This window comes from Microcoleus sp. Pol12B3 (genome assembly GCF_036701355.1).
GTDB lineage: Bacteria > Cyanobacteriota > Cyanobacteriia > Cyanobacteriales > Microcoleaceae > Microcoleus.
Window position 1 is genome coordinate 64219 of sequence record NZ_JAUBQS010000031.1, and the last position, 9860, is coordinate 74078.

At 46.6% G+C, this 9860-nt stretch carries 5 protein-coding genes; 4 read left to right on the plus strand and 1 reads right to left on the minus strand.

The window, feature by feature from the left end; genetic code table 11:
* The first annotated feature begins 447 nt into the window (after positions 1 to 447).
* On the plus strand, positions 448 to 807 hold the full coding sequence (locus QUA53_RS17165; protein ID WP_333098557.1) for a group 1 truncated hemoglobin: 360 nt from the start codon (positions 448 to 450) through the stop codon (positions 805 to 807).
* A gap of 134 nt (positions 808 to 941) precedes the next feature.
* Here the strand turns inward: QUA53_RS17165 and QUA53_RS17170 are convergent, their stop codons facing one another.
* A complete protein-coding gene (locus QUA53_RS17170) occupies positions 942 to 2546 on the minus strand; it encodes an alkaline phosphatase D family protein (RefSeq protein WP_333098555.1) in 1605 nt (534 codons plus the stop codon).
* Between the two features lie 1192 nt (positions 2547 to 3738).
* Here QUA53_RS17170 and QUA53_RS17175 point away from each other — a divergent pair.
* The 3 genes from QUA53_RS17175 (at position 3739) to QUA53_RS17185 (ending at position 9641) form a co-directional block, all read left to right on the plus strand.
* A complete protein-coding gene (locus QUA53_RS17175) occupies positions 3739 to 6075 on the plus strand; it encodes a glycoside hydrolase family 31 protein (protein ID WP_333098553.1) in 2337 nt (778 codons plus the stop codon).
* 461 nt (positions 6076 to 6536) lie between these two features.
* The gene (locus QUA53_RS17180; RefSeq protein ID WP_333098550.1) at positions 6537 to 8402 is read left to right on the plus strand and encodes an ABC transporter ATP-binding protein; all 1866 of its coding nucleotides are present in this window, start codon (positions 6537 to 6539) and stop codon (positions 8400 to 8402) included.
* 618 nt (positions 8403 to 9020) lie between these two features.
* Positions 9021 to 9641, plus strand: coding sequence for a Uma2 family endonuclease (locus tag QUA53_RS17185; RefSeq protein ID WP_333098548.1), 621 nt, complete (start codon positions 9021 to 9023; stop codon positions 9639 to 9641).
* Positions 9642 to 9860 lie beyond the last annotated feature (219 nt).

The window sequence follows — 9860 nt, forward strand, 5'->3', positions numbered from 1 at the left end:
ACAGGCGATCGTTGTTGTGATTCGATTATATTGGCAATTCGATTATACATGATGCCGCTGGGCAGCCGATCGCCCATTTATTTTAACTTGTGCAATTGCAGGGGCGATCGCGTAAATTGCGATCGCATCCGGTCGCTATTTTTTCACCGATTTCTTGAGTGTACTAGCTGGAAAACAGATGCGTGTTGGTGCTTTGTCTAAAACATCTTGCTAAAACAAGCAATCCGTGCATTAGGTCAAAATGCTGAGAGGGCGATCGACAATATCTAACGGGCGATAGAACGTTAATAAAGTTTACAAATAGAGGGTGGTCTAAAAAATACCAGCAGTTGCAAGAGTTGCTAAGCAATTATTTTAGATTAAATTAATATTATCCCGAGTCGAAAAAAGCAGAGCTGCCAGCTATAATTAAATCGTAAGTGCAAAAAATCAAGTCGCTCAAACGATATGGAAACAACATTGTACGAGAAAATGGGCGGAGAGTCAGCCATTAAAGAGATGGTGGATGATTTTTACCGCGATGTTTTGGCGGACGAGACAGTGAGCCACTTCTTCGATCATACAGATATGGAAAAGCAGCGCCGCCATCAAACTGCTTTTATCTCTTATGCCCTCGGCGGCCCCAAGCAATACTCAGGTCGTTCAATGGAGAAGGCACACGCAGGTTTGAATTTACAGCCTGAACACTTTGATGCAATTGTGAAGCATTTGACCGATGCCATCATTGCCCACGGCGCATCCCAAGAGGAGCTCGATGAAGCGCTAGGTAAGATCGCGACTTTGAAAGAGGCTGTTTTGTACAAGTAATATCTACAGTCGGTAAGTAGATATCGCTTTGAGCGCGTTACTACTTCCCGATTGCTCGCAGATGATAGAACTTGATATTACTCGTACATTTTGTAATTTTGCCGATCGACTTGTCCAGCGCCCTTGAAGCTGTTTTAAACCTCCGGCGGCAAGTCCACGCTGTAGAGAATTTTGCCTTCAAGGTTGTGCAGCGCCACAGTCATCACCTGACTGTCGCCATTAATTTTAACCGTACCAAAGAACTGAAAACCTTTTGTAGGAGGTAGATTTTCTACTTCTGGCAGCGACAAACTTTGGAACTTAACCAGGGGACCAAAAGTATTGTCAAGCTTATTTGGTCCGTAATTTCCAGCGTGAAGCGGCCCGGCAACAAACTCCCAAAACGGTTTAAAATCAGTGAATTGAGCTTGGCCGGGGTCGTAGTAGTGCGCGGCAGCATAATGCACGTCAGCGGTCAGCCAAACGACATTTTGGATATTGTTTTGCTGGATAAAGCGCAACAATTGGGCAAGTTCGAGTTCGCGTCCCAATGCAGGACCATCTCCATTGGCGAGGTTCTCAAATTTGCCGCTGTTTTTGCCATCTTCAATCACCAGTCCAACTGGCATATCGCTAGCAATTACTTTCCACCTTGCCTTTGAATTCTGCAATTTGTTCTTTAACCAGCTAACTTGGGCATTACCCAAAAACGCTGTTTCTTCACTTGCTGCTGTCTGACGGTTGGTAGTGTTTGATCCTCGATAGCTACGCATATCCAGCATAAAAATTTCCAGGGAAGAACCGTAATTGAACGAACGGTAAATCCGTTCTGGGTCGCTGGCATCGAAGCGGATCGGCGTATACTCCATAAATGCTTGCTTGGCGCGCGCTGCCAGTAAAGAACTGCTTTTGACTTTGTAGCGGTCATCGCTAATTAGCATCTCGCCGGGATACCAGTTGTTTGTAGTTTCGTGGTCATCCCACTGAACTAGCTGAGGCACTTCGGCGTTGAAGCGCCGGATGTTATTGTCTAGCAGGTTGTAGATGTAATTTCCGCGAAACTCTGTTAAGGTTTCAGCTACTTTTGACTTTTCTTCTGTTGTGATGTTTTTCCAGATGCTACCGTCGTCAAGTTTTACCTCAGATTGAATCGGACTATCTGCATAGATGTAATCGCCAGAATGAATGAAGAAGTCTGGCTTAAGCTGCCTGATAGTTTCATAGATTTTCATGCCACCCCATTCAGTATTGATACCCCAACCCTGTCCGGCGGTGTCTCCCGACCAGGCAAAAAAGATGTCGCGCTTGCTGTTTGGAGGCGTGCGGAAACTCCCCGTAACGGGGACGCTGTAGATGTTTGGATCGGCTAAATTCTGGAAGCTGACTCGGTAGAATATTTGCCGGTCGGCTGGTAGGTCAATCAGGTTAATACGCGCCGTGTAATCGCTAGTTTCCAACGCTGCAGGTCCGATGATGCGCTGCACGTTGCCGAAGGAGTCGGCGGTGTCATATTCAACTATCATTCGGGAGGAGCGATCGCACCGACTCCAAATCACCGCACTGTTGCCGGTAATATCACCGCTAGCAACACCGTAGGGAATGCTGGGGCGCATCCGATCCGAGGTGATAATTGCCGGTGCAGAAGATTGTGCTAACCCAGATTTCGATCGCAGGTTTGCGGCAACAATACCGCTACCTGCAATTGCCGAACCGAGTAGAAAATGGCGGCGGCTGAGTTGGTCTTTTTTTTTACCTTTCATGGGTACCCTCTTCTTTAAAAATACCGAGACTGTACTTGAACTAATTTATGATGTACGCAACTATCAGCAAATTCACCCCTGTTCCTGAGACGCCCCGAACTGTGAGGAGGAAAACAACTCCCACAGACAAAGGCAGGTTTTCTATCAAGTTTTAGTGTACCAAAAATAAAAGTAGCAGGCGATCGGTGAAAAAGCAACGATCTAGACTACCAAAGCCCGATATTAACCATGTGTCTTCGCTTTTTCCTCTGCAACCGTGCTTTCGCTAAACCAGCAGCAGCTTCAAAAGAATCATATAAACCTTGACTAGCTACTTTGTTCGGAACATCCAATGGGATTAAACCTGATTCATTCAATAATTAGGCTACCACGAAATTTAGTAGCAACAGTTTATCGGAGTGAGTTAACTATTTGAGGAGGGGTAAAATTTCGGTAAGAGGCATAAGTTAAAAGTTTAATAAACTTAGGTAACGTTTATTTGAGATTCTTTAGCTCTCACCTTTACAATACTTCCAGGCGATCGGGTTAATCGGGCGGTGGAGCCGACGGATCGCAGATATTGGGGTTTTGCTGCATGAGATAGATCGTTGTAGTTCAGCCTTTTGCCAGATGACAACCCTTAACTCCTGAAAGCAAAATCGATAATATAATGCTGACAAGTTATATTCCTCCTTTAGCTAGAGGACGGCCCCTGAAAACCCGTCTAGAATATAGATATCGATCATTAGGGCAAAAATCAATTTTTTTGTTTCTGAGATCCCAAAGCTTCTCCCCGGAAGGGAGGGATTGGTTGGCGAAGGCTGAGAGCGGTACGGATTTGGCTAGACAGATAATCGTTTACGTAGGGAGTAAGCGATCAACAAAATCAAAAAGCCTGTCTACCGATGACGGCGACAAAGGAGAAAAAAACCAATGAAAAGAGTAATAGACCAAATTAAGGAATTTCGCGAAAGCCATCCACTAGATCTACTAGCCCTTTGTTACTCGTTCTTCTTCTTTGCCATCAGTTTCTATCCAATCAAAAACAGAATAGCCTGTAAGTAAGCCCACCTCACACCCAGAGCCCCGATTTTTTAAAGAAGTCGGGGCTCTAACTACGTTTAATTAGGCCCATTTATTTAGTTCAGCCTTTTGCCAGATGACAACCCTTAACTGCTCAAACCAAAATCGATAATATTTCGAGTCAGAGTAGATGCCACAATACTTCGGAAAACTCCAAAAAACTGAACAGCCTTGGTCAACGATCGGCTCAGTACAATCTATAAGTAAGAGCGATCGCACCCTTCACTTTAATTGTGGTGAAACTTCCCTAAACATCAGCATCCTCGCGCCGAATTTAATCAGAGTGCGAATGTCCCCGACAGGTGAATTCAAAAGCCGATCGCACTCAATAACTGTCCCTGACGAAGAGTGGGAAATTATACCATTGGAAGTGCGAGAAACAGACGAAAAAATAGAAATTGAAACAGCACAAATAACGATTTCAGTCAAGCGATCTCGTGCTGCAATCGAATGCTTTGACAAATCGGGAAAACCATTTGCTAGCGACTGCGATCGCAGTATGGGATGGCGCGCAGGTGCAACCGCAGGCTGGAAACGCATCGAAGCAGACGAGCACTTCTACGGTTTCGGACAACGCACCGGCTTTCTCGACAAACTCTCCGAAGTCAAGACAAACTGGACAATAGACGCCCTTGACTACAATTCCCTCAGCGATGAAATGTACCAGGCGATCCCATTTTACATCGCCCTGAATCCCGATCGCGCTTACGGCATCTTTTTCAACACCACATTTTGGAGTCAGTTCGACATCGGTGCCCAACAACCGGGGGTTTTGCGGATGGAAACCAGAGGCCCGGAACTCGATTACTACATCATTTACGGCCCGGAACCCGCCCAAATTCTCGCCACCTACACGCAGTTAACCGGCCGGATGCCACTTCCGCCAAAATGGGCGCTGGGATACCACCAATGCCGCTGGAGCTACGACTCCGAGGACGTTGTGCGGGAGTTGGCGAAGCAATTTCGCGATCGGGCGATTCCCTGCGATGTCATCCACCTCGACATCGACTATATGAACGGCTACCGCGTTTTTACCTGGAGCCCGAAGCGTTTCCCCGATCCCGCGAAACTGATCGCAGACTTGAAAGCAGCCGGTTTTAAGGTTGTCACGATTGTCGATCCCGGTGTCAAGTACGAACCGGAAGGAGATTATGAAGTATTCGATCGGGGTGTGGAAAACGACTATTTCGTCCGCACCGCAGAGGGAAGGCTATTCCACGGTTACGTTTGGCCCGAAAAAGCGGTGTTTCCCGACTTCCTGCGGCCGGAGGTGCGGCAGTGGTGGGGCGAATTGCACAAAAACCTTACAGATGTGGGCGTTGCGGGGATTTGGAACGACATGAACGAACCTTCGATCGCAGAACGGCCTTTTGGCGACGGCCACCAACACATCTGGTTTCCGCTGGATGCACCGCAAGGCCCGGCATCCGAGGGCGCCACCCACGCGGAAACGCACAATTTGTATGGTTTAATGATGGCGAAAGCTTGTGCTGAGGGGCTGCAAAAAGTGCGATCGGGCGAGCGATCTTTTGTGCTGACGCGATCGGGTTTTGCGGGCGTTCAGCGTTACTCCTCGGTATGGATGGGTGACAATCAATCGCTGTGGGATCATTTAGAAATGTCGCTACCGATGCTTTGCAACATGGGGCTTTCCGGGGTAGCGTTTGTCGGTTGCGACATCGGCGGTTTTGCGGAGAATGCAACGGCTGAACTGTTCGCGCGGTGGATGCAGGTGGGAATGCTGTATCCCTTGATGCGCGGTCATTCGGCGATTAGTACGGCGCAGCACGAACCGTGGGTTTTTGGATCTCGCACTGAGAAGATTTGCCGCGAATACATGAATTTGCGCTATCAGTTGTTGCCTTATATTTACACCTTGTTTTGGGAAGCAGCGACGACTGGAACACCGATTTTGCGACCGCTACTATATCAATTTCCGCGCGATCGGGCAACTTATCACCTTTACGATCAAGTATTGCTCGGCCCGTCGCTGATGGCTGCACCTATTTACCGGCCGGGAGTTGAACACCGCGCTGTGTATTTGCCGGAGGGAACTTGGTACGATTGGTGGACGGGCGAATGCTATCAGGGCCCGACGCACATTTTAGCCCATGCACCTTTGGAGACAATGCCGCTTTACGTGCGGGGAGGGGGCATAATTGCGATCGCACCTGTGAGGCAATTTGTCAGCGAAGAACCGCTTGGGTCATTAAAAATGCGAATTTGGCCCGGAAGCGGTGAATGGACGCTTTATGAGGACGACGGACACAGTTTTGAACATGAAAAAGGTGTGTGGTCTACGACTAATTACAAGGTGTATTTGGAAGGGGAAAAAATCATCGTTGAAATTGCCGCGCGCGAGGGTCAATTTTCGATATCAGAACGCGAAGTTATTGTGGAAGTTGTTGGCGTTGGCGAACAGCGATTTACAGATGACGGTACGGCGCGGCGTTTGACATTTGGATAGTTTGATATTTGCCGCTTTCCCACTAACCCGCCGGGGGTTAAAACCCCCGTCTCACAGCTCAAGTCCACTGAAGTGGACTGAAGAAATAGGCTAGCAGACTTGATGTAAAGGGAGCATCTCAATGAAAGCAGCAAGCTAGAAATTGGAGTTTTGAGGCAGGAGTTTTGAGGCAGAAGGCAGGAGGAAGGAGGAAGAAGGCAGGAGCCATAAAAAGTGTTTTTACAAATATGAGATGCTCCCGATGTTGTAAATCCTGTACATATTGAGCAGCACTCCTGTTTAAACGAAGCTAACAAACTCAAATTCTAAATATTAACCAACAGTCCTCTTTAGAGGACTTTAGCTATGAGACAGGGATTTAAATCCCTGCCGGCCTAATTGTTAGCAAACTATATTACTTGACAACTACTGTTATAATACAGTAGGAGGAGATGAATAAATAAAATTATGGCGATTGAATTATGCAACCCATTCAAATTACCACCTTCCAAGCTCTGTGGCGCAGCTTGGGCCTGATAATCAAAGCCGCACCAATTGAACTCCGCAATTTAATAATACTCAACATTATCAGCGGTGCTGCCCCCTCTGCCGTGCTTTTTTTAGATAAATTAATCATTGATGAAGTATCTCGGTTGCTATCGCAAACCCAAACAGCACAGCCCTTTGCTTTGATGCTTTCCCGGCCAATATTGCTGTGGAGTATTGCCGGAGTCTTAAGTCTCAAGTTAGTCGGCGATGCCCTAGACACAATGAACTCTTTTGTCGCGACATCTTTGCGCGATCGCGTTCAAGGCTTTGTCGAAGGAAAAGTCCTCGAAAAAGTAGCCAATTTTGACGATATTGCCCTCTTTGAAAACCCCGAACTATTAAATATAGTAGAACTAGCCAAAACCGGAGTATCCAAAATACAGCAACTAGCATTTACCATCAGCATGACCATCACGGGAATTTTTATATTTATTCCATCGATAGGTCTTGCTGCTGCGATAGCTTGGTGGGTGCCAGTGCTGATGTTGATCTCATCATCTCCCTCAATTTATACCCAAAGAAAATATAGCAGAATCATCTGGAGAGTTCAAAGAAAGCAAGCTAAAATCACCCGCGAAATGAACTTATCCAGTAGAGTCTTGACGGGCGAAGAATATGCTAAAGAATTGCGTTTGTTTGGGTTGCAAGAACTTTGGCTCAAACGCTGGCAGGGTCAGTTTTTGCAATTTTTTAGCGAGATGCAGCAAATCCGAAAAAAGGGAGCTATTGTTGTACTTTTATGGTCGATGTTTAGTAGAATAGGAGTGGCTTTGCCATTTATTTATGTAGTAATGGGAGCTTTGGGTGGTCGCTATACTTTGGGCGATTTAGCACTCTATTCTGGTTTGATTGTTCAAGTAAAGCAAAGTTTGCAAATACTGATTAGCACTTCTACTAACTTGTACGATATCTCTCTCAGCGTTAGTCCAATTTTTCAACTGTTGGAACTCAAACCAGAATTGCAGTCTCCGCTTGGGGATGTAGCATCTCGCCTGCCTAGTTTACCAGAAGACGGGCAAGATTCCCGCCCCACAAAAGATAAAATTGGCATCGAGATTAAGCATCTATCTTTCTGCTATCCCGGTAGTAATAAAAGCACGGTTGAAGATATCAACTTAACGATTAATCCGGGTGAAATGCTAGTGCTTGTTGGTGAAAATGGCGCGGGTAAAACCACCCTTGGCAAACTCCTCGGCCGCCTGTACGACCCGACAAGTGGTACGATCGCCTGGAACGGCAAAGATTTGCGATCGTACCCTCTAGCATACGTGCGATCGCGCATCGCCGTCGTCATGCAAGATTACGCCCGTTTCCCCTCCACAGTCCGCGAAAACGTCGGTTTCGGCGACTTGCTTTCACTCTCAGATGACACCGCCATTAACGAAGCTATTTCCGAAGCAGGAATTAGCGCAAAAGTCAATAGTCTTGCCACAGGTTTAGAGACACCGTTGGGGAAACAATTAGAAGACGGCATAGACTTATCGGGGGGACAGTGGCAAAGAATTGCGATCGCCCGCGCCTTAATGCGGCTTTCTACAGCCGAAGTGCTAATTTTTGACGAACCAACCGCCGCCCTCGACCCCAAGACAGAACACGAAATTTACAGCATCTTCCGCCAAATAGCCGCCGGGAAAACAACCATAGTCATCAGTCACAGATTGGGATTAGCAAAAATTGCCGATCGAATCGCCGTCATGGAAAACGGTAAAATAGCAGAAATAGGAACTCACGACGAATTGATAGCATCAAACGGAATTTACTGCTCAATGTTCACCCGTCAAGCTAGTAGTTATATTTAGAGTTAAATAAACAGTCCGCCAGGGGTTAAAACCCCTGTCTCATAGCGAAAGTCGGTTGAAACCGACTGGGGAGATATTGCAATGCTTATTCAAAAATGTGTCTTTCAGTCCTCTTTGAGAGGACTTTTGCTATGAGACGGGGGTTTTCAACCCCCGGCGGACTTGTGGGTTAGCGCGGGGACTTTGGCGCGGGTGATTGTGATAAATTATCGCGGATTTGCCATCTAATTTCTCTCGTTAGGTGGCGAGAAACCGGGTTTCTGGGACAATGGACAATGTTCAGTTGAGTACGAGAAATATCGGAAGAAACCCGGTTCCTGGGATGATTGTGCGAGATAGATTTATGAGAGATTAATCTCATTTGTTTTGTGGCAAAGTCTCGATCCCCCCTAGCCCCCCTTAAAAAGGGGGGGACAAAAGTCAAATACAAATTCCCGCTTCTTAACGAGAGGACAAAAGTTCGATTCAAAGTCCCCCTTCTTAAGGGGGATTTAGGGGGATCTAGCCTTCGAGGTAAAGCAGAGATACCTGTTTTACTGTTGAATGCGATCTTTTTGAGCAAATTGTCAGAAAGTGCGATCTATAATAAAACCAACCTAGTTGGCGATAATATCAACGATGGAAACTATAACTCTCAACCTACCTGCCGCCGTCGCTTTAACCGACGAACAATTTTATCAATTGTCCATCGCTAATGAAGAGTGGCGATTAGAACAAACCCCCGAAGGAGAACTAATTATTATGCCTCCAACAGGCGGCGAAAGCGGCATCAGAAATTCCGATCTAAACCTGGGACTCGGTTTGTGGAATCGTCAGACTCAATTAGGAAAAGTCTTTGACTCTTCCACTGTCTTTCAATTACCCAACGGTGCGAAGCGTTCCCCTGATGCTGCTTGGGTACTCCTAGAACGTTGGGAAGCATTATCCGCAGAAGATAAGCGCAAATTTCCTCCCCTGTGCCCGGACTTTGTAATTGAATTGCGTGAAGCGAAGCTATCCCGTAGGGAATCGCAAACTGATTCCCTAGAAACATTGCGGGCTAAAATGCGGTATTATCGAACTAACGGCTGTCGCTTAGGTTGGCTAATTGACCCCCAAACGCCTTTAGTAGAAATCTATCGGTTGTCTGAAGATGTAGCAGAAGTAATTAATTTCTCTTTTGACCAACCGCCTACACTTTCGGGTGAAGATGTACTTCCCGGATTTCTTCTAGATCTTACACCTATTCTCAATCCTTGAATCTAGATCCAGAACGGTCGCCCAAGTGGCGAGAAACCGGGTTTCTGCGACAATTTGGGTTGAGTACGAGAAATAAGGGAAGAAACCCGGTTTCTGAGATGAGCCTCCATCCACAAAAATGATGAGCAATTATCTCCCCGTCGGTAGTGCTTTTATGTAAAGGATGGAGAAAATAGAGGCGGTTGAGCCTTCAGAATTGCTAATCGGATTTGGTGATTG